The sequence below is a fragment of the Streptomyces sp. NPDC001406 genome (assembly GCF_042895285.1).
Lineage (GTDB): Bacteria > Actinomycetota > Actinomycetes > Streptomycetales > Streptomycetaceae > Streptomyces.
In genome coordinates this window covers 147,752-171,645 of sequence record NZ_JBIAWG010000007.1, presented here as the reverse complement: position 1 = coordinate 171,645, position 23,894 = coordinate 147,752, and the positions used below count along the sequence as shown (strand labels likewise).

At 72.4% G+C, this 23,894-nt stretch carries 20 protein-coding genes and 1 tRNA gene; 11 read left to right on the top strand and 10 right to left on the bottom strand.

Annotated features, from left to right (window positions below; translation table 11 throughout):
* The first annotated feature begins 1 nt into the window (after window position 1).
* From ACFY1J_RS18600 to ACFY1J_RS18575, 6 genes are all read left to right on the top strand, one after another.
* Entirely contained in the window at window positions 2-1,618 is a 1,617-nt protein-coding gene (locus ACFY1J_RS18600; RefSeq protein ID WP_390710990.1) for an FAD-dependent oxidoreductase, read from the top strand.
* A gap of 312 nt (window positions 1,619-1,930) precedes the next feature.
* Window positions 1,931-4,909, top strand: coding sequence for a hypothetical protein (locus tag ACFY1J_RS18595; protein ID WP_390710991.1), 2,979 nt, complete (start codon window positions 1,931-1,933; stop codon window positions 4,907-4,909).
* 83 nt (window positions 4,910-4,992) lie between these two features.
* Window positions 4,993-5,664, top strand: a complete 672-nt coding sequence (locus ACFY1J_RS18590) for a FadR/GntR family transcriptional regulator (protein WP_390710992.1) — start codon at window positions 4,993-4,995, stop codon at window positions 5,662-5,664.
* Between the two features lie 189 nt (window positions 5,665-5,853).
* Complete coding sequence (locus ACFY1J_RS18585; protein ID WP_363296672.1) at window positions 5,854-6,837, top strand: PAC2 family protein; 984 nt, start codon at window positions 5,854-5,856, stop codon at window positions 6,835-6,837.
* A gap of 440 nt (window positions 6,838-7,277) precedes the next feature.
* Window positions 7,278-8,990 (top strand): S8 family peptidase, encoded by a 1,713-nt coding sequence (locus tag ACFY1J_RS18580; RefSeq protein WP_390710993.1) that lies wholly within the window; start codon window positions 7,278-7,280, stop codon window positions 8,988-8,990.
* A gap of 44 nt (window positions 8,991-9,034) precedes the next feature.
* Window positions 9,035-9,514 (top strand): hypothetical protein, encoded by a 480-nt coding sequence (locus ACFY1J_RS18575; RefSeq protein ID WP_390710994.1) that lies wholly within the window; start codon window positions 9,035-9,037, stop codon window positions 9,512-9,514.
* A 77-nt stretch (window positions 9,515-9,591) separates the two neighbouring features.
* Here ACFY1J_RS18575 and mshC read toward each other — a convergent pair whose 3' ends face one another.
* The 4 genes from mshC to ACFY1J_RS18555 all read right to left on the bottom strand — a co-directional run bounded on the left by mshC (window position 9,592) and on the right by ACFY1J_RS18555 (window position 13,124).
* Window positions 9,592-10,821 carry a cysteine--1-D-myo-inosityl 2-amino-2-deoxy-alpha-D-glucopyranoside ligase gene (gene mshC / locus ACFY1J_RS18570; protein WP_390710995.1) on the bottom strand — a complete coding sequence of 410 codons (1,230 nt, stop codon included), beginning with the start codon at window positions 10,819-10,821 and terminating at the stop codon, window positions 9,592-9,594.
* A 124-nt stretch (window positions 10,822-10,945) separates the two neighbouring features.
* The gene (locus ACFY1J_RS18565) at window positions 10,946-11,764 is read right to left on the bottom strand and encodes an SCO1664 family protein (protein WP_390710996.1); all 819 of its coding nucleotides are present in this window, start codon (window positions 11,762-11,764) and stop codon (window positions 10,946-10,948) included.
* Entirely contained in the window at window positions 11,728-12,318 is a 591-nt protein-coding gene (locus ACFY1J_RS18560) for a DUF3090 domain-containing protein (RefSeq protein WP_390710997.1), read from the bottom strand. Before ACFY1J_RS18560 ends, ACFY1J_RS18565 begins: the two co-directional genes overlap by 37 nt.
* 119 nt (window positions 12,319-12,437) lie before the next feature.
* The gene (locus ACFY1J_RS18555; protein ID WP_390710998.1) at window positions 12,438-13,124 is read right to left on the bottom strand and encodes a histidine phosphatase family protein; all 687 of its coding nucleotides are present in this window, start codon (window positions 13,122-13,124) and stop codon (window positions 12,438-12,440) included.
* Between the two features lie 62 nt (window positions 13,125-13,186).
* Between ACFY1J_RS18555 and corA the strand changes: the two genes are divergently transcribed.
* Window positions 13,187-14,185 (top strand): magnesium/cobalt transporter CorA, encoded by a 999-nt coding sequence (corA, locus tag ACFY1J_RS18550; protein WP_390710999.1) that lies wholly within the window; start codon window positions 13,187-13,189, stop codon window positions 14,183-14,185.
* A gap of 7 nt (window positions 14,186-14,192) precedes the next feature.
* On the opposite strand, the gene ACFY1J_RS18545 is transcribed toward corA, so the two are convergent.
* A complete protein-coding gene (locus ACFY1J_RS18545; RefSeq protein WP_390731540.1) occupies window positions 14,193-14,981 on the bottom strand; it encodes a ferritin-like domain-containing protein in 789 nt (262 codons plus the stop codon).
* Window positions 14,982-15,281: 300 nt separating this feature from the next.
* A complete protein-coding gene (locus ACFY1J_RS18540; RefSeq protein ID WP_390711001.1) occupies window positions 15,282-16,337 on the bottom strand; it encodes an LLM class F420-dependent oxidoreductase in 1,056 nt (351 codons plus the stop codon).
* 184 nt (window positions 16,338-16,521) lie between these two features.
* Between ACFY1J_RS18540 and ACFY1J_RS18535 the strand changes: the two genes are divergently transcribed.
* Complete coding sequence (locus tag ACFY1J_RS18535) at window positions 16,522-17,505, top strand: aldo/keto reductase (RefSeq protein WP_390711002.1); 984 nt, start codon at window positions 16,522-16,524, stop codon at window positions 17,503-17,505.
* The gene (locus tag ACFY1J_RS18530; RefSeq protein ID WP_390731539.1) at window positions 17,502-19,700 is read left to right on the top strand and encodes an ATP-binding domain-containing protein; all 2,199 of its coding nucleotides are present in this window, start codon (window positions 17,502-17,504) and stop codon (window positions 19,698-19,700) included. Before ACFY1J_RS18535 ends, ACFY1J_RS18530 begins: the two co-directional genes overlap by 4 nt.
* Window positions 19,701-19,798: 98 nt before the next feature.
* On the opposite strand, the gene ACFY1J_RS18525 is transcribed toward ACFY1J_RS18530, so the two are convergent.
* Window positions 19,799-20,506: a hypothetical protein gene (locus ACFY1J_RS18525; RefSeq protein ID WP_390711004.1), complete on the bottom strand. Its 708-nt coding sequence runs from the start codon at window positions 20,504-20,506 to the stop codon at window positions 19,799-19,801.
* Between the two features lie 47 nt (window positions 20,507-20,553).
* On the opposite strand from ACFY1J_RS18525, the gene ACFY1J_RS18520 reads away from it, so the two are divergent.
* Entirely contained in the window at window positions 20,554-20,742 is a 189-nt protein-coding gene (locus ACFY1J_RS18520) for a DUF5703 family protein (protein WP_046732800.1), read from the top strand.
* A gap of 85 nt (window positions 20,743-20,827) precedes the next feature.
* On the opposite strand, the gene ACFY1J_RS18515 is transcribed toward ACFY1J_RS18520, so the two are convergent.
* The 3 genes from ACFY1J_RS18515 to ACFY1J_RS18505 form a co-directional block, all read right to left on the bottom strand.
* Window positions 20,828-21,658 carry a chaplin gene (locus ACFY1J_RS18515; protein WP_390711005.1) on the bottom strand — a complete coding sequence of 277 codons (831 nt, stop codon included), beginning with the start codon at window positions 21,656-21,658 and terminating at the stop codon, window positions 20,828-20,830.
* A gap of 158 nt (window positions 21,659-21,816) precedes the next feature.
* Window positions 21,817-22,050, bottom strand: coding sequence for a chaplin ChpH (chpH, locus tag ACFY1J_RS18510; RefSeq protein ID WP_390711006.1), 234 nt, complete (start codon window positions 22,048-22,050; stop codon window positions 21,817-21,819).
* A gap of 166 nt (window positions 22,051-22,216) precedes the next feature.
* The gene (locus tag ACFY1J_RS18505; protein WP_390711007.1) at window positions 22,217-23,542 is read right to left on the bottom strand and encodes a M20/M25/M40 family metallo-hydrolase; all 1,326 of its coding nucleotides are present in this window, start codon (window positions 23,540-23,542) and stop codon (window positions 22,217-22,219) included.
* 200 nt (window positions 23,543-23,742) lie between these two features.
* Between ACFY1J_RS18505 and ACFY1J_RS18500 the strand changes: the two genes are divergently transcribed.
* Window positions 23,743-23,830 (top strand) — tRNA-Leu (locus ACFY1J_RS18500).
* The last annotated feature ends 64 nt before the right edge of the window (window positions 23,831-23,894 follow it).

Below are 23,894 nucleotides of genomic sequence, written 5' to 3'. Positions count from 1 at the left end.
CATGACCAGTCAGTCCACCCTGCAGTCCGTGCCTGCCCTGGGGACGCACCCGGCCTCCGGCTCCCACCCGAGCCGAGCCGAAACCAGGGAGCAGCTCTCCAAGGCGTCGTACGACCTCCTCGTGATCGGCGGCGGCATCCTTGGCATCTCCACCGCCTGGCACGCCGCGCAGTCCGGCCTCAGGGTGGCTCTGGTCGACGCCGGCGACTTCGCCGGCGCCACCTCCTCCGCCTCCTCCAAGCTCCTCCACGGCGGTCTGCGCTACCTGCAGACCGGCGCGGTGAAGCTGGTGGCGGAGAACCACTTCGAGCGCCGTGCGGTCTCCCGCCAGGTGGCCCCCCACCTGGCGAACCCGCTCACCTTCTACCTCCCCGTGTACAAGGGCGGGCCGCACGGCGCCGCGAAGCTCGGAGCGGGCGTCTTCGCCTACTCCGCGCTCTCCGCCTTCGGTGACGGTGTCGGTCACCTGCTCAGCCCCGCGAAGGCCGCGCAGGACGTACCGGAGCTGCGCACCGAGAACCTCAAGGCCGTCGCCGTCTACGGCGACGACCAGATGAACGACTCGCGCATGGCGCTGATGACGGTCCGCGCGGCCGTCGAGGCGGGCGCGGTCGTCCTGAACCACGCCGAGGTCACCGGCCTGCGCTTCACCCAGGGCCGGGTCACCGGCGCCGACCTCAGGGACCGGGTCTGTGGCGAGGAGTTCGGCGTCAACGCCCGCCTGGTGCTGAACGCGACCGGCCCCTGGGTCGACCACCTGCGCCGTATGGAGGACCCGAATGCAGCGCCGTCCATCCGCCTCTCGAAGGGCGCGCATCTGGTCCTGAAGCGGACCTCGCCCTGGAAGGCCGCGCTCGCGACCCCCATCGACAAGTACCGCATCACCTTCGCGCTCCCCTGGGAGGACATGCTCCTGCTGGGCACGACCGACGAGGAGTTCGAGGGCGACCCGGCCGATGTCGCGGTCAACGAGAAGGACATAGCCCAGATACTCGACGAGGCGGCCTTCTCCGTCCGCGACCAGCAGCTCGACCGGTCCCTCATCACCTACGCCTTCGCGGGTCTGCGCGTGCTGCCGGGCGGCCCCGGCGACACCGCCAAGGCCAAGCGCGAGACCGTGGTGACCGAGGGCAAGGGCGGCATGCTGTCCGTCGCGGGCGGCAAGTGGACCACCTTCCGGCACATCGGCCGCACGGTGATGCAGAAGCTGGAAGAGCTGCCGGGTCACCCGCTGGGCGAGGACTTCGAGCCGATCTCCTCGCTGCCGAAGAAGCTGCCGCTGCCCGGTGTCGCCAACCCGCGTGCCGTCGCCCACCGCCTCCTGGTGGACAACCCGGCGCCCGGCCCGCGCATGGCCGCCGACACCGCCAAGCACCTGGCCACGCACTACGGTTCGCTGGCCTTCGACATCGCCCGCATCGCCAACGAGAACCCGGAGCTGGGCGAGCGCGTCCACCCGGACGCGCCGGAGATCTGGGCGCAGGTCGTCTACGCCCGTGACCACGAGTGGGCCGAGACGCCGGACGACGTGCTGCGCCGCCGTACGACGCTGACGATCCGCGGCCTGGCCACGGACGAGGTCCGCGCCAAGGTCCAGGACCTGCTCGACAAGAAGTAGGCGCTCGGTGCCGGCCGACTCCCCCTGACCGGGTCGGCACCGTCGGACCGGCCCCCTCCGCACCGGGGCCGGGACACGAGAGGGGCGGCTCCACGCCGATGGAGCCGCCCCTCTCTCTTGTGTGCGTGCCCACGGCTCATGCCGACGGCCCGTGCCGCGGCGCCGGATCGCACATCCACACGCTCCCCGAATGCATCCGCACGCTCCCTCACACGTGTTTCGAACGGGCGGTCAGTCACCGGTTCGGCCACTAGAACGGATGACTCCGACACAGCGGTACGGCACCGGAGTCCGGCCGCGGGGAGCGGTCATATGCAAGCCGGATGGCTCAGTACCCGGATGCGGCGGCGCCTGGGGATCGCCGTGTGCGGGGCCGCGCTCGCGGCGCTGGCGGGCGTCCTGCGGTTCTGGTGGCGAAACGCCGCCACCGCGGGCGTCCTGATCTCGGCGATCGGCGCGTTCGTGTCGGTCGCGGCGCTCGTCGCCGACATCCTGCGCGGCGACGCCGACCCGCCCCCGCGGTCGGCCGACGCGGACCGCGGACGGGCGGCCGACGCGCTGGCCGAGGCCGTACGCGAGCAGTGGGCGGCGGAGGCCCGGCTGCGCAGGCTCCAGGACCCCGTGCCGCTCGACGTGGGCTGGGCACCGGCGGACCGGCGGCTGGCCGACCACGCGGTGAACATCCGGCGGGCCCAGCCCCTGCCCGCGCCCCGTGACCGCCGCACCGAGGACGCCGGCGGGCCGTTCGCGACGCTGCCCGGCCGGCGCCTGGTGGTGCTGGGTGGACCGGGCTCCGGCAAGACCGTGCTGGCGATGCGGTTCGTCCTCGGCAGGCTGGCCGCACGGCGGTCCGGCGGACCCGTGCCGGTGATCTTTCCGTTGGCGGGCTGGGACCCCCGGCAAACCGGCCTGCGCGACTGGCTCGCGGACCGGCTCGCCACCGACTACCGGCCGCTGGCCGCTTTGGCCGACGGCCGGCACACCCTTGCCCGCGCCCTCCTCGACGCGGGGCTCGTCCTGCCGGTCCTCGACGGCTTCGACGAACTGGCCCGGCCCGCCTACGGGGAGGCCGTACGCCGCATCAACGCCGAACTCGACGACGACCTGCCGCTGCTGCTCACCAGCCGCGGCGCGGCCTGGGCGACGGCGGTGGCCGAGGGCGACGTGCTCACCGCCGCCGAGGTGATCGAGCTCCTGCCCCTCGACCTCGCGCAGGCCGGGGGCCATCTGGAGCGCACGGCACGGCCCCTGTATCCGGCGGACGGGGAGCCCCGCACCGTGTGGACGCCGGTGCTGAGCGAACTCGCGCGCCGGCCCCGGGCCCCACTGGCGCAGGCGCTCGCCACTCCCCTGATGGTGGCCCTGGCCCGCGCGGTCTACGGGGACACCTCCCGCGACCCGTCGGAGTTGCTGGACAGGGAGCGCTTCCCCACGGTCGACGCGGTCGAGGAGCATCTGCTCGGCGCCTTCGTGCCCGCCGCGTTCGCGGACATGGGGCCACGGGCGGCCGGCGACGCCGTGCGCCGGCTCACCCTGCTGGCCCGCGCGCTGCACGGGCGTGGCACGGGGCGGCTGGCGTGGTGGGAGCTGGAGTCGATGCTGCCGCGGGCCCTGCGGGTGTACACGCCCGGGCTGCTGGCGATGGCCGTGATGTCCGCGCTGCTGCTGCCGGTCTCGGTGGCGCGTGCGACGAGCGACCTGGCAGACGTGCGGGACGTCGTGTCGGTGGGCGCCACGCTGGTCGGCCAGACCCTGGGGTTCGCCTTCGGAGCGGTGTGTCTGCTGCCGTCGCACGGGGGCCGGCCGGACCGGCGGTTCCTCGCCCGGCAGACCCTGCTCACCGCGGCGGTGAGCGCGCTGCTGTGGGCGGGCTACGCCTACGCCGACGACCTGCGCTTCGGCTTCCGGTTCGGCGCGGTGACCGACGGCTGGGTGCCCGACCTGCTCGGCGGTTGTCTGTTCTCGCTGCTGTTCACCCTGTTCTTCGGCATCGCGGGGCTGCCGCGGCGGCCGATGCCGCTCGGCCTGCCCTGGAGCGGTACCACGGGGCGCGCGGTGGCCCGGATCTGCGGGGCCGCCCTGTTGCTCGGCGGACTCGGGACGGCGGGCGCGGTGCTGCTCGGGCGGTCGGGCAACCCCTGGACCGTGCTGGTCGGCACCACCGCTGCGGGGGCGGGGGCGGCGCTGCTGGTGAGCGGTACCCGCCGGGCCGTACAGGACGCCCCGCATCCGGCCCGCGCGGGCCGGATCGCCCGGCGTTTCGCGGCAGGCGTGGTCCGGGGCACCGCCGCCGCGCTGCTGATCGGGGTCACCGCGTGCACGGTCGCGGGCCTCGCCGCCGTCGGAGTGACCGTGCTCAAGTCCGGAGCCGGGGCCGACCTGTCCGGCCGGCGGATCGACGGCTGGCGGCTGTCGGAGCGGGACGGGCTGAGGACGGCGGACACCGTGCGGCCGGTGCGGGGCACGCTGCTGCTCCCAGGCGGCGGGGCACAACCGGTCGCCTACCCGGAGGGCTCGCGGCCGCCCGACTGCGCGCTGCCGCTGCTGCGCGGTCGCAGGTGCGTCGCCTTCACCTCCTGGCGCACGGTGTTCGAGTCACGGGACGGCGCCGTGGTCGTACGCCTCGCCTCGACCGGCGACGCGCCACTGGAGCGGCGGGCAACGACCCTGGCATACGCGGCGAACCTGCGCTCCGTGCTGCCGGAGGCGGCCCGCGCCTGGCTGACCCGGGGCCCGGCCGAGGGCGTTGTGGCGCGCTGTCTGCCGCCGTTCATGGCCGGTGGGGTGCTCATCGGGGTGGTGGGCGGGTGTGTGTGCGGTGTCTACCGTGCCCTGAGCGTGCCGTCGGACATCATGCGCGCGTCGGGCCCGGGCTCCTCGCTGCGCACGGACCGGACCGCGTCCTTCACGCGCGGTGGCGTGGTCGCGCTGCTGGTCGCCGTCGTCTGTGTGCCGGTGGTGGCGCTGCCCGGCGACTGGGGCGGTCTGGTGCACATCGGCACCCAGCTGTGGCTGCCGATGGGTGCGGCGGCGCTCGCGCTGAGCGCCTGGGGGCGCTTCACCGTCGCCCGTGTCTGGCTCGCGGTGACGGGACGGATGCCGTGGCGGCTGATGACGTTCCTGGAGGACGCGCATCGGCGCGGGGTGCTGCGGCAGTCGGGGGCGTGCTTCGAGTTCCGGCATCTGCGGCTGCTGTCGCATCTGGCGGGCGCCGGGAGAGGAGACGACGGGCCTCGTCCCACCGTGGCCGAGGTGGCCCGGCCACGCGAGGTGCGCGACGGGCCGGGCTAGGCCGGCCGTCGTCGGAGGGGGCCTGTGCGGTGGCCCCATAATGTGCTGAGTCATCGGATGTCTGAGCGACAGGGAGGCCCGCCATGGCAGTCACCGATGAGGCGATCGAGAAGATCAAGGACATGATCGTCTCCGGTGCGCTGCGCCCCGGCGACCGGCTGCCCAAGGAGAGTGAACTCGCCGCCGAGCTCGGGCTGTCGCGCAATTCCCTGCGGGAGGCCGTACGTGCCCTGTCGCTGATCCGGATCCTGGATGTGCGGCAGGGCGACGGGACGTACGTCACCAGCCTGGACCCGCAGTTGCTGCTGGAGGCGATGAGCTTCGTCGTCGACTTCCACCGCGACGACACGGTGCTGGAGTTCCTCGCCGTGCGCCGCATCCTGGAGCCGGCCGCGACCGCGATGGCGGCCTCCCGGATCAGCGAGCAGCAACTGGACGCGCTCTCCTTGCAGTTGGACGCGCTCGGCGCGGCGCCCTCGGTGGAGGAGCTGGTCGCCTGCGACCTGGAGTTCCACCGGGGGATCGTGCAGAGCGCCGGCAACTCGGTGCTGTGCTCGCTGCTCGACGGTCTGTCCGGGCCCACCACCCGGGCCCGGATCTGGCGCGGGCTGACCCAGGAGGACGCGGTCGGGCGCACGCTGCGCGAGCACCGGGCGATCCTGGCCGCGCTGCGCGACCGGGACGCGGAGGCGGCGCGCTCATGGGCGACCGTGCACATCGCGAGCGTGGAGCAGTGGCTGCGCAGCTCGTTGTGAAGCCCCCGTGGGGAACTGACGTGAATCCCCTGTGGAAAACCGGTGGGGCTGCCGTTCGCCGCGGGGTGTTCGAGCGTGGCGAACGGGGCAGTGATCCGTTCACTCCCCCGTGCAAGGGGGCTGCGAGCGCCCCCACCGGACGCCGTAAGGTTGGGACGTACGCGAGGGCACGTCGGAAGGAGGCGCTGGGTGATCGAGCTGGAGGGAGTTCCCGAGCTGATCGACCCAGTCATGGTGGCCGCGTTCGAGGGCTGGAACGATGCCGGCGACGCCGCCTCCACCGCGGTCGCGCATCTGGAGCGCGAGTGGAAGGGCGAGGTGTTCGCGGCGCTGGACGCCGAGGACTACTACGACTTCCAGGTGAACCGCCCCACGGTGTGGATGGATGCGGGCGTCCGCAAGATCACCTGGCCGACGACAAGGTTGTCGGTGGTTCGGGTCGGCGGCGAGAAGCCGCGCGACCTGGTGCTGGTCCGCGGCATCGAACCGTCCATGCGCTGGCGCTCGTTCTGCAACGAACTGCTCGGCTTCGCGCACGAGCTGGGCGTGGAGCTGGTGGTCGTCCTGGGCGCCCTGCTCGGTGACACCCCGCACACCCGTCCGGTCCCGGTCAGCGGGGTCACGTCCGACCCGGACCTGGCCCAGCGCATGGACCTGGAGGAGACCAAGTACGAGGGCCCCACGGGCATCGTCGGCGTCCTCCAGGAGGCGTGCACGCACGCGGGTGTCCCGGCGGTGTCGCTGTGGGCGGCCGTCCCGCACTATGTGTCGCAGCCGCCCAACCCGAAGGCCACGATGGCCCTGCTCAACCGGCTGGAGGACCTGCTCGACCTGCGCATTCCGCTGGGCGAGCTGCCCGAGGACGCACGGGCCTGGCAGGTGGGCGTGGACCAGCTGGCCGCAGAGGACAGCGAGGTCGCCGAGTACGTCCAGACGCTGGAGGAGGCCCGCGACACCGCCGAGCTGCCGGAGGCGTCGGGCGAGGCGATCGCCCGCGAATTCGAGCGCTATCTGCGGAGACGGGACGTCAGCCCGCCGGGCGGCCACGCCACGGCGGACGGCACGGACAGCACGTCGTACCTGCGGGACAACCCGGGAGGCCGCACCCGGCCCCCGAAGCCACCGAAACCCGACACCTCCGGGACCGACGACGAGGACACCTCGGAGGACTGAGCAGGGGCGGTACGCAACACGCGTACCGCCCCTTCGCCGTCCCGCGCCGACGGCGGTCACGGTGCACGGGGCGCCGGGCGGCGACGTCGTAGTGAACCGCGGGTCGGGCAGGTCGGCGGCGTAAAGCGCGCCGTCGGCGAGCGAGCCGAGGCAAGCGGCCCCGTCGGCGCATGAGCCGACCGCCGCCGCGTCGAGTGTCGCCGCCCCGCCCACTGCATCACACGGGCCCCGGGCGCCCCCGCACTCCGCAGAGATTCAACGGCGCCTCCGCAGTGTCCGGTCGGATGTCGGCGTCAAAGCTGTTTCAGGTCGGATTGCACCCGTTACCCAATTCAACTTCTTTCCAAACCGAGTTGCCGAAACACGTCTGGACGACTCGGCGCGGGAGTGGTTGGTTGTCTCTCGGTGGCGGCTCGCACGGACCGAAGGGAGCGGTACCGATGAACGACCAGACAGTGCCGGCGCAGGGCCCGGGGACGTCCGGGCCGGGGCCCGACGGAGCGGGGTTCACCTATCGGGGAGCCGAACAGGAACTGATCGTCGTCGCGCGTCCCGAGACCCGGCTGCGTGCCGGGGCCGACGGGGTCCGCTCGGCGGCGGGTGCCGACCTGTCGGCCCTGGCCATGTTCCTCGGCGACGAACAGCTGGCCCTGGAGCCGCTGTTCGGCAGTGAGGAGCGGGTGCGGCAGTCCGGCGGCGAGGGCGTGCCCGACCTCACGCTGTTCTACCGGGTGCGCGGCGGGGAGAGCCGGGCGCAGGAGCTGCGGGCCCGGATGGCCGCGCTGCCGGGGATCGACACGGCGTACGTCAAGCCGGGTGCCGTACCGGCCACCCTCTCGGACGACGACCGGCGGCTGAAGGAAGGCGCCCCGGTCACCCCTGACTTCAGCGGCCGTCAGGGGTATCTGCGGCCGGCGCCGGAGGGGGTCGACGCGCACTGGGCCTGGCAGCGGCCCGGTGGCGCCGGCCAGGGGGTGACGGTGATCGATGTCGAGGGAGCCTGGCAGCTGGGGCACGAGGACCTGGCCGCCAAGCTGGCCGGAGTGGTCGTCGGCACCCCGCTGACCGACCCGGCCTGGCGCAACCACGGCACCGCCGTGCTCGGGGTGCTCGGCGGGGACCGCACCGAATACGGCGTCACCGGGATCGTGCCGGACGCGGTGACCGCGGCCGCGTCGTTCCAGGGCATCGGCACAGCCGCGGCGATCCACGCGGCCGCCGACCGGCTCGGCCCCGGTGACCTCCTGCTGGTCGAACTGCACCGCCCGGGGCCGCGGTTCGAGTACGCGGACCGCGACGACCAGCGTGGCTACATCCCACTGGAGTGGTGGCCGGACGACTACGCGGCCGTACGGTACGCCGCCTCCCGGGGCGTCGTGGTCGTGGCGGCCGCCGGGAACGGCGGCGAGTCCCTCGACGACGCGGTGTACGAGCGGCGTCCCGACGGCTTCCCGTCCTGGTGGCGCAACCCGTTCAACTCGGCCAACCCGTCCTCCGGCGCCGTCCTGGTCGGCGCGGGTGCCCCGCCTCCCGGCACCCACGGCCGCGACCACGGGCCGGACCGCTCACGGCTGGCGTTCTCCAACTACGGCGCCCGCGTGGACGCCCAGGGCTGGGGGCACGAGGTCACGACCACCGGCGGCTTCTGGGACCGGCCCGGCGACCTGCAGGGCGGGCCCGAGGAGATCGCCTGGTACACGGACACGTTCTCCGGGACCTCTTCGGCCACCCCGGTGGTGGCGGGCGCGCTGGCCGCGCTGCAGGGCATGCTCAAGGCGGCCGCCCAGCCCCCGATGTCCCCGGGGCGGGCCCGCGAGGTGCTGCGGGCCACCGGTTCCCCGCAGCAGGACGCACCGGGCCGGCCCGCCTCCCAGCGGATCGGCGCCCGGCCCGACGTCAGGGCGGCGGTCACGCATCTGCTGCCGCAGGCGGTCGGCTCCGGCCCGGCGGAGCGGTACTGGGACGAGCTGCTGCCGTACCCCCGTGAACTCCCGCCCAGGCTCCGGCTGTTCGTGGCCGGCTCCTGGCGGAACCTGAATCGTCCGTCCCCCGAGATCCGCCAAGCGGTGCACACCGCCTTCGCGGGGGGACGGCCCGATGTCCGCGTGTGGTTCGCGGACGACGAGATCGTCGGCCTGGTCGTGACGGGCTGACGTTCATCACCGAGCAAGAGTCCATCAAGGGAAGGTGACACCTCATGAGCACCACCCCGCAGATGAGCCCGATGGGACAGCAGTTCCCGACCACCTCGCCCCAGCAGCAGCCGTACGGCATGGGCACGTACGGGCTGGGCAGTTCGCTGGAGCAGCTCCAGCAGCTCGGGCAGCAGCAGCCGTACCAGCAGCTGATGCAGCAGCTCGGGCAGCCGCAGGTACACGGCGAGCAGCAGATGCAGCAGCAGCTCCAGCACGTGACGCAGGCCGCGATCCAGCAGGTCTCGGCGCAGGTGCTGCAGGCCGGCATCGCCAACGGCTTCATCGACATCGTGCAGCCGCTGCCCGGTCAGCCGCAGCAGATCTTCCTGCGCTTCCAGGACGGCTTCCGGGTCCTCAACAACCCGACCCAGCAGGCCCACCGGGAGATCCAGGAGGCGTTCGCCCGCGGCCACCAGGTGATCGGCGTCTGGGACAGCACGTCACCGGCGATCCTGCGCAGTGTGCGGGTGCAGAAGCTCTGACCCGTGCCCGGCCGGCTCTGACCCACGCATAGACGAAGGGGCGCTTCCTCCACGGAGGAAGCGCCCCTTCCGGCTTGTCAGAGCGCCACGCCCAGCAGGGCGTCCACCGCACGCGACACGACGCCGGGGGCGCCGGTGTCCGTGCCGCCCCGCTCGTCCTGCAGCGCCACCCACCGGTCCACGGCGGCCAGCGCGGCGGGGGCGTCCAGGTCGTTCGCGAGGGCCTCGCGAATCTCCTCGACGAGGGCCTCGGCGGGCGGGCCGTCGGGCCGGGAGACCGCGGCGCGCCAGCGGCCGAGCCGGGCCACCGCGTCGGCCAGGACCTGGTCGGTCCACTCCCAGTCGGCCCGGTAGTGGTGGGCGAGGAGGGCGAGCCGGATGGCGGCGGGGGCGACGCCGTCGCGGCGCAGCCGCGAGACGAAGACGAGGTTGCCCTTGGACTTGGACATCTTCTCGCCGTGCAGGGCGACCATGCCGGCGTGGACGTACGCCTTGGCCATCGGGAACTCGCCGGTCAGCACCTGGGCGTGCGAGGCGCCCATCTCGTGGTGCGGGAAGGCCAGGTCGGAGCCGCCGCCCTGGACGTCGAAGCCCATGCCGAGGTGGTCCAGGGCGATGGCGACGCACTCGATGTGCCAGCCGGGGCGGCCCCGGCCGAGCGAGCCGCCGTCCCAGCTGGGCTCGCCCTCGCGGGCGCCCATCCACAGCATCGGGTCGACCGGGTTCTTCTTGCCCGGACGGTCCGGGTCGCCGCCGCGCTCCGCGGACAGCAGCCGCATGGCCGCGGCGTCGAGGTTCGAGACCTCGCCGAAGTGCGGGTCGGACTCGACGGAGAAGTAGATGTCGCCGTCGAGCTCATAGGCGGCGCCGAGGTCGCGCAGCCGCTCCACGAGCGGGACGATGCCGGGTATCGCCTCGACGGCGCCTATGTAGTGCCGCGGCGGGAGCATTCGCAGGGCGGTCATGTCCTCGCGGAACAGGGCCGTCTCCTTCTCGGCGAGGGCGACCCAGTCGAGGCCGTCCCGCTCCGCGCGCTCCAGCAGCGGATCGTCGACGTCCGTCACGTTCTGGACGTAGTGAACCTGCCGCTTGGTGTCGAGCCACACGCGCTGAACCAGGTCGAACGCGTTGTAGGTCGCCGCGTGACCCAGGTGGGTCGCGTCGTACGGGGTGATGCCGCAGACGTAGATACGGGCGACGGGACCGGGGTCGAGGGTGACGAGGCCGCCGGTCGCGGTGTCGTGGATCCTCAGGTCGCGGCCCTGACCAGGCAGGGCGGGGACCTCGGAAGCGGGCCAGGCATGCATGTACATGAGCCTAACCGGCCAGAAGTTCGGTATACGAACCGGACCGGGCCGGACGGCCGGAAAGGCGATCTTGCGATCCGGCGCCCGGTGTGCCTTCCCGGTGCTGACGGTGTGCCTTCCCGGACTACACCGGCGGCCAGGGGATCGCCGGCCACTCCCCGCTCGGCTCGGGGTGCTTCCCGGACGTGAGCAGCGCCCCGACGCGCGCACGCGTGGCCGCCAGCTCCACGCCGGTGATCAGCCCGGCCAGCCGCACACCGAGCGCGCCACCGTCGCCCAGGGCCTCCTCGATGCCCTTCAGGACGCCGACCGCCTCGGGAGTGAGCGGCTCCCCCGCCCAGCCCCACAGCAGGGTGCGCAGCTTGTTCTCGGCGTTGAAGGTGACCCCGTGGTCGATGCCGTACAGCTGTCCGTCGGCGGTGGGCAGCAGATGGCCGCCCTTGCGGTCGGCGTTGTTGATCACCGCGTCGAGGACGGCGAGCCGGCGCAGCCGCTCGTCGTCGGCGTGCACCAGCAGCGCGGTGCGGCCCTCACCCACCTCGGCGAAGCCGATCGCCTTCCAGCCCGGTCCCGGCTCCTCGCGGTCCACCAGGGCGAGCAGTTCGGCCTCGGGGGCCGCGTCGATCCACAGCTGGCACATGCCCTCGCCGTACGGCCCGTCGCGCAGCACGGTGGCCGGCACGAGCCCCCAGCCGGTGGCCTCGGAGACCTCGTAGGCGGCCACCTCGCGCTCGGCCAGGGTGCCGTCGGGGAAGTCCCACAGCGGGCGTTCCCCGGCGATCGGCTTGTACACGCAGGAAGCTTCCTGCCCGTCGATCGCGACCGTGCAGAACAGCGCCGCGTTGGACGCCTCGCGGATGCGGCCGCGCACCTTCAGCTCACCGTGGGTGAGCAGTTCGGCGGCGGTCACGCTCCGCGGCGGTATCCGTTCTGGCGCGGACATACGTGTCCTTCCGGATCGAGCGGGAGGCTGCACAGCGGGCACGGCGGCCGCCCGGCGTTGACGACGTCGAGGGCGCGCTTGGCGAAGGCCCTGGCCTGCGCGCCGGTGAGCCGGACCCGCAGCATCGGGGGCCCGTTCTCCTCGTCCTGGAGCAGCCGCTCCTCGGCCTCCGCGAGGTCCTCGTCGGTGTCGGCGTCCAGCTCGACGAGCGCCTGGGCCTCGACGATCATGCGCTGCTCCTCGCCGTCCCAGGCCAGGGCCATGGTGCCGACGCGGAATTCCTCCTCGATGGGGGCGTCCAGCGGAGCCGAATCGGCGATCTCCGTGGGCGCCACGGCAGGGACGGCAGCGTTGCCGCCACTACGGCGTACGACCTCGTCGAGCAGCTCGTCCATGCGCTCGGCGAGCGCGGCGACCTGGGTCTTCTCCAGAACCACGCTGGTCACCCGGGGGCCGGCGGTGGCCTGGAGGAAGAACGTACGGCGCCCGGGCAGTCCGACCGTGCCGGCCACGAAGCGGTCCGGCGGGTCGTAGAGGAAAACCTGACGGGACACGTCCTGTCTCCATTGGAATCGAGAGTGCGTGAATCGAGAGTGCGGCAATCGGGGGGTTGCGTGGAGGTTCGTGCGTGCACGCGGATGGGTGGATCGCTTCACCCTACTGCGGCCGACGATCACGGTGCGCCCGCACCACCCCCGACCGGTGCGTCTTCCCCCGGGGGTTCCTCGCGCGGGGCAAGGGAGGCGAAATCCCCGGTGTCGCCGAGACGAACGACAAAGGGCCTGAGGCGGGTGTAGCGGATCGCGGTGATGGAACACGGTTCGACGGAGATCCGCTGGAAGAGGTCGAGATGAAGGCCGAGGGCATCCGCGACGAGGGACTTGATGATGTCGCCGTGCGAGCACATGAGGTACACGGCGTCGGCGCCGTGCTCGCGCTCCACGCGCGCGTTCCACTCGCGTACGGCCTCGGCGGCGCGGGTCTGCATCGCCCGCATGGACTCCCCGCCGGGGAACGCGGCCGCCGACGGGTGGGCCTGCACCACCTGCATCAGCGGCTCGTCCTTGAGCTCGGCGAGCTTGCGGCCGGACCAGTCGCCGTAGTGGCACTCCCCGATCCGCTCGTCGGTGTGCGCGCGCAGTCCCGGCCGGGCGTCGAGGAGGGGCTGGATCGTCTCCTGGCAGCGCTGCAGCGGGCTGGTGACGACCTCGGCGACCGGCAGTTCGGCCAGCCGCCCGGGCAGCGCCGCGGCCTGGGCGGCCCCGCGCTCGTCGAGGGCGACACCCGGCGTCCAGCCGGCGAGCACGCCCGCGGTGTTGGCGGTGGACCGTCCGTGCCTTACGAGGATCAGGGTGGGCATGCGGCCCAGGGTAGGCGCACACCGGAGTGCGCAGACGGGCGGACGAGGGGAGAATACGCTCCGTGATCGTCGACTGCGCCATCTACCGCGACGGGCACCGGATGGAGGGTCCCGGCGACGTCTCCGACGCCCTCGCCGAGGCGCGTGCCCGGGGCGACAGCTTCCTCTGGATCGGTCTGTACGAGCCGACGGCGAAAGAGTTCGACCTGGTCACGGAGGAGTTCGGGCTCCATCCGCTGGCCGTGGAGGACGCCCTGAAGGCGCACCAGCGGCCCAAGCTGGAGGTGTACGACGACTCGCTGTTCGTGGTGCTCAAGCCGGTGACGTACGAGCCGAAGAGCGACCGGGTGACCTCCGGCGAGCTGATGCTCTTCCTCGGCGACTCGTTCGTGGTGACCGTGCGGCACGGCGAGGGCTCGCCCCTGGGGACGATCCGGCGCCATCTGGAGGAGCAGCACGAGATGCTGCGGCACGGTACGACCGGGGTGCTGTACTCGATCGCCGACGCGATCGTGGACCACTATCTGGAGGTGGCCACCGAACTGGGCACCGATCTGGAGGAGTTGGAGACCGAGGTGTTCTCGCCGTCGTTCGGCGGCTCGCGGCACACGGCGTCGCGGATCTACGCCTTCAAGCGGCAGGTCCTGGAGTTCCGCCGGGCGACGGTGCCGCTCGCGGTGCCGATGGGCAGGCTCGCTGGAGTGGGCGCCTCCGGCACGGCGGTGCCGTTCGTGCACGAGAAGGCGCGCCCGTTCTTCCGGGACGTCAACGACCACCTCACCCGGGTGAACGAGTCGGTGGAGGGTCTGGACCGTCTGGTGTCGGACGTCCTGTCGGCGTACCTGGCGCAGATGAGCGTCCGGCAGAACGACGACATGCGGAAGATCTCGGCGTGGGCGGCGATGGCCGCGGTCCCCACGATGATCGCGGGCATCTACGGCATGAACTTCGACCACATGCCCGAGCTGCACTGGCTGTGGTCGTATCCGGCGGTGATCGTGGCGGTGATCGCGCTGGAGGTCGTGCTGTACCGCCTGTTCAAGCGGCGCGGCTGGCTGTGACGCGGTCTCAGGCGAACTCGGCGGCGGTGGTCGCGGGCCCGCCGAGGGCGTTGCGCCGCTCGGGCATCCGCAGGGACACCATGCGCCGCCAACCCGCGAGCCGCTCCCACGCGTAGACGGCGTGGATACCGGCCGCGAGCACCAGGGACCTGGACCTCGGCCAGCGCAGGATGCGCCCCATGTGGGCCATGACCGCGAGGCTGACGTCCCGGTAGATCCGGATCTCGGCCAGGGCGCACTCGCGCAGGGTGCGCTGGATGGCGCGGCCGTGGCCGGCGCGGGCGAAGCGGAGCAGTTCCTCGTGGCAGTAGGCGAGGTGGTTGTCCTCGTCCTGGGAGATCATCCGCACCGCGCGGCCGATGTCCGGGTGGTCGGCGAAGTGCTTGCGCAGCAGTTCCATCTGCTCGGCGGCCCGCTGCTCGGTGACCCGGCTGTGGGCGAGGTAGGTGACGATGTCCTGCACGGTCAGCGGCCTGTCGGCGGTGAGCTTCTCGTGGGCGAGGCCGATGCCGTGCCGTTCGAGGAGCATCGTGTAGTCGGTGTCGGGCGGGACGGGGACGGGTCGCAGTCCGCGCTTCTTCATCAGGGCGTTGAAGATCCGCCCGTGCTTGTCCTCGTCCGCGCCGTGGCGGGCGATCTTGGGGGCGAGTTCGCGTTCGGTCTGCGGCACCAGCGCGGCGATCCGCGCGTTCTCCCAGCCGCCCTGGGACTCCCCGCTGGCCGCGATGGAGCAGAAGAGCCGGAAGGACTCGTCGTCGTCGATGATCTCCTGGAACAGACTCTTGGCCGAAAGCATGGTGGGCACCTCTCCGCAGGACGCGCGAATTCCGCATATTTCCGCAGGTTCCGCAAAGAACGAGTCAATTGCGGCACCGGAGGCATTGCAACAGCTGCGTCGGACAAGTGCGCCGAAAGAAGGAGCACCGGTGTCGTACCGGGGGCGTAACCGCCGGGGGCCCAGGCGCGTTGTTCCCCGTGACGGCCGTGGCGGGGAAGACCCCCGAGCCCCCACCACGGCCGCTGAAAATCCCCTTCGGACGTCACGCTCCCTTTACGCCCACTTTACCTCCGCATGGCATTTCCTCGCCGGTCGGCCTCACACCAGTCCGGCGCGCTCGGCCGCCTCGCTGCCGGCGCGGAGGGAGGCGATCCGCTCGTCGAGCGTGAAGCCCGCGGGAGCGAGGGTGAGGGTGGTGACCCCGGCCTCGGCGTAGGCCTTCATGCGGTCGGCGATGCGGTCCACGGAGCCGAGCAGCGTGGTCTGGTCGATCAGCTCGTGCGGTACGGCGGCCGCGGCGCCCTGCTTGTCGCCCGACAGGTACTTGTCCTGGACCTCGGCGGCTTCCTTCTCGTAGCCCATGCGCTGGGCGAGCTGGTTGTAGAAGTTCTGCTTGCGGCTGCCCATGCCGCCGACGTACAGCGCGGTGTAGGGGCGGAAGGTGTCGGCGAGCCGGGTCACGTCCTTGTCGTCGCCGACGGCCAGCGGGAGGGTGGGGCAGACGTCGAACCCGTCGAGGGTCAGGCCCGCCTTCTCCCGGCCCGCACGCAGGTACCTCATGGCGGTGTCCTCGAGGTGCTCGGCCGAGGGGAAGATCAGCAGCGCGCCGTCGGCGATCTCACCGGTCTGCTCCAGGTTCTTGGGGCCGATGGCGGCGATGTAGAGCGGGATGTGCTCGCGCTGCGGATGGACGGTCAGCTTGATCGGCTTGCCCGGGCCGCCGGGCAGCGGCAGCGTCCAGTGCTCGCCCTCGTACGACAGCCGCTCGCGCGTCATGGCCTTGCGTACGATCTCGACGTACTCCCGCGTCCGCGCCAGCGGCTTGTCGAACTTGACGCCGTACCAGCCCTCGGAGACCTGCGGCCCGGAGACACCGAGGCCGAGCCGGAAGCGTCCCCCGGAGAGCGAGTCGAGCGTCGCGGCGGTCATCGCGGTCATCGCGGGCTGGCGGGCGGGGATCTGCATGATGGCGGAGCCCACGTCGATGCGCTCGGTGCGCGCGGCGACGAAGGAGAGCACCGTGGGCGCGTCGGATCCATAGGCCTCCGCGGCCCAGCACACGGCATACCCGAGCCGGTCCGCCTCCTGGGCCACGGCGAGGTTGTCCGCGTCCATTCCGGCACCCCAGTAGCCGAGGTTGATCCCGAGCTGCATGAGCGCATCCCCTTACTGATCAGTAATGTCCCTGTGCCGGAGACACTAGCGCGGCGGGCCTTCCGTCGGCAGAGGGTGCCGCCTTCGGTGGGCGCGGCGGCCGGCCCGGCCCCGGTCCGCGTGCGGAAATCGGTTGTCCACAGGCAACCCAATCCATCACCTCTGGCCAGTAATCTCGGCGTTCATGGAGCAGAGGCATCTCGGCCGGACCGGCCTGCGCGTGTCCCGGATCGGGCTCGGCACCCTCACCTGGGGCCGGGACACCGACGAGCACGACGCCGCGGACATGCTGAAGGCGTTCTGGGAGGCGGGCGGGACCCTCGTCGACACCGCGGACGTGTACGGCGACGGAGAGGCCGAGTATCTGCTCGGGCAGCTGATAGAAGGGCTCGTGCCGCGCCGGGACCTGGTCATCTCGACCAAGGCGGGGAGTGTTCCGGACCCGGACCGACGCTTCGACGGCTCGCGCGGTCATCTGCTCGCCGCGCTGGACGCCTCCCTCGCCCGCCTCGGCACGGACCACGTCGACATCTGGCACGTGCACGCCTTCGACCCGGACACCCCGATGGAGGAGACCCTTCAGGCCCTCGACCTCGCGGTGAGCAGCGGCCGGGCCCGCTATGCCGGAGTCTCCAACTTCTGCGGCTGGCAGCTCGCCAAGGCGGCGACCTGGCAGCTCGCGGCCCCGGGCACGCGCACCCGGCTGGCCAGCACGCAGATGGAGTACTCGCTGCTCCAGCGCGGCGTGGAACGCGAGGTGCTGCCCGCCGCCCTCGACCTGGGGGTCGGTCTGCTGCCCTCCTCGCCGCTCGGCCGCGGTGTGCTGACCGGCAAGTACCGCCATGCCACTCCCCCGGACTCGCGCGGTGCCTCGGAGCATCTGGCGCCCTTCGTGGCGCCGTATCTCGACGACACGGCGACCCGCATCGTGGACGCGGTGACGACGGCCGCGGACGGGCTGGCGGTGACCCCGCTCCAGGTGGCCCTCGCGTGGGTGCGCGACCGGCCAGGCGTGGCCGCCCCGATCATCGGCGTGCGCAACGCACAGCAGCTCACGGCGGCATTGTCAGTGGAGGCCCTTAGTCTTCCTGACGAGATCTGCCGGGCGCTGGACGATGTGTCGGCGCCCCTGCACCGCTATCCCGATCACGACTGGAGCACGCTGTGAGTACGGAGCCGGAGACCCCGGACGAAGCCGAGCCGGGGCCCCCGGAGGTCCCGGACGCCGCGGAGAGCGGCACCGCCGCCGGCCCGTCGGCCTCGGATGCCGGGGCGGAGGCCGCCGCCGCGCCCGAACGGTCCGAGGCGGAAGCCGAGTTGGCGGCCCAACAGGTCGAACGGGAGCGGATCGAGCGCCGCAAGGCCGAGAAGAAGGCGCCGGTCGCCGCCGGCGCCAAGCTCAGCGGCAAGGCGGCCGACCTGCTCGCGGCCGTACGGGCGGTGGAGAGCGGCGAGAAGCCGGCCTCCACGGTCTTCGCCGAACCGGCCCCCGCCCCGCGCAGACCGGCGTCGCCTGAGCCCGCGCGCCGACCCCAGCCCGCGGCACAGGCAGCCGGTCAGGCTCCCGCACTCACCGCGGCCGCCCCTGCCCCTGCCCCGGAAGCCGTCGACGCCGTACGCCGTGTCCTGACCGAGGGCGGCGCGCCCGACGCCCTCGCGCCTCAGGTCACGGCGGCCCTCGGCGAAGGTGCGGACACACAGCTGCGGGACGACCCGTGGCAGCTCCTGAAGGTCACCGGGGTGCGGCCGGAGCAGGCCGACGGGTTCGCGCGGGCGCTGCTCGGCGCGGAGTGCGGCCCGGACGACGAGCGGCGCGGCCGTGCGGTGACCGGCTGGCTCCTTGAACAGGCTGCCCTGGCCGGGCACACCGCCCTGGAGCTGCCCGTGCTCACCGCGGCGCTGGCCCAGCGGGGCGTGCCGGATCCGGACGGCGCCGTGCAGAGCGCCCTCGCGGAGGGTGAGGCCCTGGTCTTCCAGGACGCCCTGGACGAGCCGGGAGCCCCGGTCCGGCCGGAACCCCGGGAGGACGACGGGGAGGAGGACGGCGAGGAGCGGCCCGTCCGTGTCCTGGTCGGCCTGGAGCGGTACGCGCTCGCCGAGGAGAGCCTCGCCGACGGCCTGGCCCGCCTGCTCAACTCCGTGCCCAAGGAGGACGGTCCGGGCGAGGCCCGGGAGCGGGCCGCCGCCACTGCCGGGGGCTCCGCGGGCGAGCTGATCCGGGCGGTCGCGGCACACGGGCTGGTGCTGCACACCGGCGGACACGCGTCCCTCGCCGACCCGGCGCGCCTGCTGCACGAGGCGCCCGGTATCGGGCTGCGCGCCTGGGCGGTGACGCACACCGACGGCGGCCGGGACGACTTCACGGCCCTGGCGGCCGGGTTCGGCGAGCAGGACGGACCGTCCGGCGGCGGGACGGCCACCGTGGCGGGGCTGCTGTCCGGTGCCGAGAGCCCCGGGCGGGACGCGGACGGCGCCCTCGACCTCGACCTGCTGATCGTGCTGGACGCGCCCCAGTTGGACGTGGAGACGGCGGCCCTGCTCGTCGAGTCGCTGCCGGACGGCGCCCGGCTGGTGCTGGCCGGGGATCCCGCCGTGCTCTGGTCGGCCGGGCCCGGGCGGGTGTTCGCGGACCTGCTGGCGGCGCGGGTGTGCCCGCAGGTCGCCTCGCGCGTGCCCGATCCCGGCCCCCTCGGCGAGCTGGTCTCCGGCATCGGCATCGGCGAGCTCCACCAGGTCGAGGCGCCCGGCAAGGAGATCGTCATCGTGCCGGTGCGGGACGCGGGCGAGGCGGTGCACCGGACCGTGCAGCTGGTCGCGGACTCCGTGCCGCGGGCCATCGGCGTACCGGCCGAGCACACCGTGGTGGTCACCCCGGGGCATGGCGGAGCCGCGGGCACCCGTGCGCTCAACACGGCGCTCAAGGAGCGGCTCAACCCGGGTCCGGGCCGCTTCGGCGGCTTCGACCCCGGTGACCGGATCGCCTACTCCCCCGCGCCGGGGCGCACAGTGCCGGGCCTGGTGGTGAAGGCCGACGCCGACGGGCTGCACCTGTCGTGCTCGGGCGCCCCCGTGGTCGTACCGAGGGAGCGCGTGGAGCAGTCCGTGCGCCACGGGTGGGCGCTGACCGCGCACCAAGCCGCGGGCGGCCGCTGGCCCGCGGTGGTCGTGGTGCTGCCCGGTGACGCCGCACAGGCTCTGAGCCGGCCCTGGGTGTACACGGCGTTCAGCCGGGCGGCCCGCCATCTGTCCGTGGTCCACGGTGTGGAGCAGGCGCTGCCGAGGGCGGTCGCCGAGACCCTGGCCAAGCCGCGCACGACGCGGCTGCCGGCCCTGCTGAAGGCCCAGGTCCCGGCGTCCGGCTGAGCGCTCCGGCGGTGCCGGACCGGCCTCGGCGTCGGTCCGGCACCGCTGAGTGCGTCAGCGATCCACGATCGGTGACGCTCGCAGCGGTGATCGACGGATCAGCGATCCGCGTCCAACGGCTCCAAGTCCTCGTCGCCGTCCAGGTCGAGCTCGTCCTCAAGATCGTCGTCCCCGGTCATGTCGTCGATCTCGTCGTCGATCTCGTCGTCGAAGACCGCGCTGACGTCGAAGCGGCAGACCACCCGCTGCGGGTCGACCTGCTCGAAGGGCGCCTCCAGCCACTCGCCGGGGTCGGTGGGGTCGTCCGCGGCGGTCACCCACAGCGTGGCGTCGCCCTCCTCCAGCCCGAACTCCTTGTGCCGGGAGGCGATCTCGTCCGGTTCGAACTCCCCGAACAGGACCCCCAGCGCCCCGTGCACCGTGCCGGAGGTCTCCGTGTCCGCGCCCTCCCCGTACTCCACCGCCTCGACCCGCTCGGCCTGCGCGAGCAGTCGCTGCGGTTCCGCGACGGAGTAGTCGCGGCGGATCAGCACACTGATCGCACTCGGTTCCTCGGGGCCCGCGTACGGCGGCAGCGTGTCTTCCGTACCGGGGATCTCGAAGGGCGTGACCTCGTCATAGCGGTCGTAGAGCAGCTCGTCGTACGCCTCGGCGGCCGCGGCCAGCTCGTTGAACGCCTCGTAGACAGCGGGGTCGTCCTCCCCCGACCTGCGTTCGACCGCAGCCAGGTGACGGTCGAGCGCGGTCTTGACCGCCTCGGCGGCGGCGCGTACCTCGGCAGCGGTGGGCTGCGCAGCATCAGACATAGTGCAGACGCTATCCGTACCGGGCCCCAGCCCGCACAATAGATGCGATGCCGGAATACGAATTTGTCGACGTGTACGTACCGCGCGGGGTCTCCCGCAAGGAGGCGACGCGTCTGCTGACGGACCATGCCGAGTACGGACACTGGGAGTTGGACCGACTGAGCCTGATGCGCGACGGCAGCCGCAGGGTGCGGTTGCGCCGGCGGATCATCCGCCAGGTGCGCGCCACGTGGTGAGCCGGGGCACCTGAACGGAGCGGGCCCCGCTTCGGCGGGGCCCGCTCCGTTTTCCCGGGTTCCGGTCCTGTCCCGTGCTCGTGCGCTATGCCGAGGCGCGGGCCTTGCGGTACATCACGGCCCCGGCGAGCAGGGCCCCCGCGCCCACCGGCAGCACAAGGCCGATCGGCAGGTCACTGCCGGTGTGGGCGAGCTGCGCGGCACCGGAGGGCAGCTGGGCGACGACGGAACTCGCCCCCTGCGGGCCGCGGTGCGAGGAGCCGCCGGGGGTGCCGTGGCCCTTGGCGGGCGGTGTGCCCGGGTGACCGGGCGTTCCGGGGTGGCCAGGCGTTCCGGGGTGGCCCGGGTGACCGGGCGTACCCGGCTGACCGGGGTGCCCAGGGTTGCCGGGTTGGCCGGGCTGCCCGGGGTTGCCGGGCGGCGGCGTACCGTGACCGCCCCCCGGAGGCGTTCCATGTCCCCCGCCGGGCGGCTGGCTGGGGTGTCCACCTCCGGAGCCGCCGTTGCCGCAGTCGTTGCCCATGGCGGCGTTGCCGGCCCCCACGACGTTGACGCTGTTGCCGCACACATTGACCGGCACGTCGATCGGCGCCTGCACGGTGTTGCCCGAGCCGACGCCGGGCGAGCCCGAGGTGTGTCCGCCCGCGTGCGAGCCGCCGTGATCACCGGAGCCGCCCTGGTCGGCGCACTTGTTGCCCACGGACGGGTTGAGGAGCCCGACGACGTTCACGGTGTTGCCGCAGACGTTCACCGGCACGTGCACCGGTGCCTGCACGGTGTTGCCGGACAGCACGCCCGGCGAGTTCGAAGCGGTGCCGCTCGCGCCCGAGTCGGCGTGGGCGTAGCCGCCCGCCGCGGCGAGAACTCCGGTGGCCGCAGCCACGGTCATCAGTCCCTTGCGGGTACCCAGTCGCATTGGTGATTCCCCCCTGCCTTCGTTCCTGCTACGAATTTCCTGCACTGAATTCGTACGGCGAATCCGCTGGTGAATTCAGCGTGAAAAGACCGTTCGGCCCCGGAGCGCATGGCGCGCGCTCCGGGGCCGACGGAAGGACGCCCCTCGGGGAGTCGTCGTCAGTGGTTGACGCAGGTGTTGCCGAAGGCGGGGTTCAGCAGCCCGATCACCGAGATCGTGTTGCCGCAGACGTTCACCGGGACGTGCACCGGCACCTGGATGACGTTGCCGGAAACGACACCCGGGGACTGCACGGCGGCACCCTGGGCACCGGAGTCGGCGACGGCGAGGCCCGCGCCAGCGAGCACCAGACCACCAGTGGCAGCCGCAGCAGCGACGACCTTCTTGAGCATTGTTCCTCCTTGTTGGCAAAGCGATCCCAAGTAGCTGATCGCATCACCAGTAACGAGGAGGGAGTAATGGAGCTACGAGCCTATGGTCACATTCACTCTTCTCAGTCGCCTCCGCACAGGTGGCCGATTATCGGGGTGCCGGGAGTTTCGATTCGGCTGTGCTTTTTCAGGACGCGTCGATGAACCGGTCGAGCACCCGCACACCGAACTGCAGCCCGTCCACCGGCACCCGCTCGTCGACGCCGTGGAACATGCCCGCGAAGTCCAGCTCCGGCGGCAGCTTCAGCGGCGCGAAGCCGAAGCCGCGGATGCCGAGGTCGTCGAAGGACTTGGCGTCCGTACCGCCCGAGAGCATGTACGGGATCGCCCTGGCGGCCGGGTCCTCGGCGAGCAGCGCGGACTGCATGGCCTCGACGAGCGCCCCGTCGAAGGTGGTCTCCAGGGCCTTGTCGGAGTGCACGTCCGCGCGCTTGACCTTCGGGCCGAGGATCCGGTCGAGGTCGGCCAGGAACTCCTCCTCGAACCCGGGCAGGAACCGGCCGTCGATATTGGCGGTGGCCTCGCCCGGGATGACGTTGACCTTGTAGCCGGCGTTCAGCTGCGTGGGGTTGGCCGTGTTGCTCAGGGTCGCGCCGATGAGCTTGGCGATGCCGCCCAGCTTGGCGAGGGTGGACTCCATGTCCTCCGGGTCGAGCTCGGTGCCGAGCGCGTCGCCCAGCTCGTCGAGGAAGGCACGGGTGGTCTTGGTGACCCGCACCGGGAACTTGTGCCGCCCGACGCGCGCGACCGCCTCGGACAGCTCGGTGATCGCGTTGTCCCGGTGGATCATCGACCCGTGCCCGGCCGTGCCGGCCACGGTCAGCTTCATCCAGTGCATGCCCTTCTCGGCCGTCTGGATCAGATAGAGGCGCCGCTGCTCGTTCACGGTGAACGAGAACCCGCCGACCTCACTGATGGCCTCGGTGACGCCGTCGAAGAGGTCGGGGTGGTTGTCGACCAGCCACCGGGCGCCGTACGTGCCGCCCGCCTCCTCGTCCGCGAGGAAGGCGAGCACGATGTCCCGGGGCGGCCGGCGCCCGCCGCGCAGCCGGTCGCGCACCACGGCCAGCGTCATGGCGTCCATGTCCTTCATGTCGACGGCACCGCGCCCCCACACGCATCCGTCCGTGACCTCGCCGGAGAACGGGTGGTGGGTCCAGTCGTCGGCATTGGCCGGTACGACGTCGAGGTGGCCGTGGATCAGCAGCGCGGGCCGCGACGGGTCCTCGCCCTCGATACGGGCCACGGTCGAGGCACGCCCCGGGTGCGACTCGAAGATCCTCGGTTCGAGACCCACCTCGGCGAGCTTCTCGGCCACGTACTCGGCGGCCTTGCGCTCGCCGGGGCCGGAGTGGTCCCCGTAGTTGCTGGTGTCGATCTGGATCAGCTCGCGGCAGAGGTCCACGACCTCGTCCTCGCCGGTGACGCCTCTGGCCGTGTCCGTCTCGCTCACGCCGATTCCTCCCACTGTCACTGCTGGTCGGTCCCTCTCATCCTCCCTCTCCTCCCGCGCCCGCCCCAAGACCGGACCCGGTCCGTCACAGGCCGTTCACGCGGCCGCGGGCCCGGGGACAGGGCGTGATCGGCCACCCCCGAAAGCCTGGTAATGTTTCCTTCGTCGCTGCGAGGGAAACCCCGCACGACAGACACCTTGTCCGGGTGGCGGAATGGCAGACGCGCTAGCTTGAGGTGCTAGTGCCCTTTATCGGGCGTGGGGGTTCAAGTCCCCCCTCGGACACCAGTGAGGGCCCCTGCTCAGCAGGGGCCCTCAGGCTTTCCCCCTGATGGTTCCTGACGGTCCGTCA

Bases quoted from the DNA above. Each gene is read 5' to 3' on its own strand.
- ACFY1J_RS18520 (WP_046732800.1), top strand. From the start codon at position 20,554: ATGCCGGAATACGAATTTGTCGACGTGTACGTACCGCGCGGGGTCTCC.
- ACFY1J_RS18565 (WP_390710996.1), bottom strand. From the start codon at position 11,764: ATGTCCGCGCCAGAACGGATACCGCCGCGGAGCGTGACCGCCGCCGAA.
- ACFY1J_RS18545 (WP_390731540.1), bottom strand. From the start codon at position 14,981: ATGCTTTCGGCCAAGAGTCTGTTCCAGGAGATCATCGACGACGACGAG.
- ACFY1J_RS18600 (WP_390710990.1), top strand. From the start codon at position 2: ATGACCAGTCAGTCCACCCTGCAGTCCGTGCCTGCCCTGGGGACGCAC.
- ACFY1J_RS18540 (WP_390711001.1), bottom strand. From the start codon at position 16,337: ATGCAGCTCGGGATCAACCTCGGCTACTGGGGTGCCGGAATGGACGCG.
- ACFY1J_RS18580 (WP_390710993.1), top strand. From the start codon at position 7,278: ATGAACGACCAGACAGTGCCGGCGCAGGGCCCGGGGACGTCCGGGCCG.
- chpH (WP_390711006.1), bottom strand. From the start codon at position 22,050: ATGCTCAAGAAGGTCGTCGCTGCTGCGGCTGCCACTGGTGGTCTGGTG.
- ACFY1J_RS18515 (WP_390711005.1), bottom strand. From the start codon at position 21,658: ATGCGACTGGGTACCCGCAAGGGACTGATGACCGTGGCTGCGGCCACC.
- ACFY1J_RS18535 (WP_390711002.1), top strand. From the start codon at position 16,522: ATGGAGCAGAGGCATCTCGGCCGGACCGGCCTGCGCGTGTCCCGGATC.
- mshC (WP_390710995.1), bottom strand. From the start codon at position 10,821: ATGCATGCCTGGCCCGCTTCCGAGGTCCCCGCCCTGCCTGGTCAGGGC.
- ACFY1J_RS18555 (WP_390710998.1), bottom strand. From the start codon at position 13,124: ATGCCCACCCTGATCCTCGTAAGGCACGGACGGTCCACCGCCAACACC.
- ACFY1J_RS18525 (WP_390711004.1), bottom strand. From the start codon at position 20,506: ATGTCTGATGCTGCGCAGCCCACCGCTGCCGAGGTACGCGCCGCCGCC.
- ACFY1J_RS18595 (WP_390710991.1), top strand. From the start codon at position 1,931: ATGCAAGCCGGATGGCTCAGTACCCGGATGCGGCGGCGCCTGGGGATC.
- ACFY1J_RS18575 (WP_390710994.1), top strand. From the start codon at position 9,035: ATGAGCACCACCCCGCAGATGAGCCCGATGGGACAGCAGTTCCCGACC.
- ACFY1J_RS18590 (WP_390710992.1), top strand. From the start codon at position 4,993: ATGGCAGTCACCGATGAGGCGATCGAGAAGATCAAGGACATGATCGTC.